Annotated in this window: 1 protein-coding gene; it reads right to left on the bottom strand. The window is 27.6% G+C overall.

Annotation, left to right across the window (positions count from 1 at the left end):
* Window positions 1-149: 149 nt before the first annotated feature.
* A partial coding sequence (locus tag H2280_RS08435) for a hypothetical protein (protein WP_337216259.1) occupies window positions 150-594 on the bottom strand: 445 nt, incomplete at its 5' end.

Below are 594 nucleotides of genomic sequence, written 5' to 3'. Positions count from 1 at the left end.
AAAGTTCTTTAGGACTCATTAATATTTTCCTCCTTTGTACTTCTCATCACTTTTTAATCCTAAGAACACATGAGGATTTCCCTCACTGCCCATCATAAAACCCCAATCATTAACATAGATTCCAAGAGAGTATTTGTAATTAAAAGTCATCATAAGTCCTCAAAATAATCATAGTTTTCTTCGAAATGATTAAGATAGCTTGGTTTGTCTAATGAGTTTTCAATTACAATATCATAAATTTCATATACACTCTTTTTATTATTTTTTAGATTGCCTATTATCTCTTTGTTTTGTATTATTTGTGAGTTATTTATTGTAATACTCTTAATTGAATTATAAATTCTCTGTGTTGTATTTGGAAGAATAAATAAATTAAATGTCCATTTATTCCAGCCACCATAATAACCCAATTCTTTTATATAGACATATACAGTTCTTCCTCCTCTTGGCATACCTCCTTTTAAATATACAAATTCTATACCTACAAACATATCTTTATTATCGATGCGATATTGCTTTTCTCTACGAAGAAAACTATCTTTATTAAGATTATTTTTTTCTATTTCTGTTAATGGTCTAGCATAAAGCACTCTA

Source organism: Campylobacter sp. 2457A, assembly GCF_020135895.1.
In the GTDB taxonomy this organism is placed as follows: domain Bacteria; phylum Campylobacterota; class Campylobacteria; order Campylobacterales; family Campylobacteraceae; genus Campylobacter_D; species Campylobacter_D taeniopygiae.
Note: the sequence above shows the minus strand (reverse complement) of the source record. Positions and strands in the feature narration are given on the sequence as shown.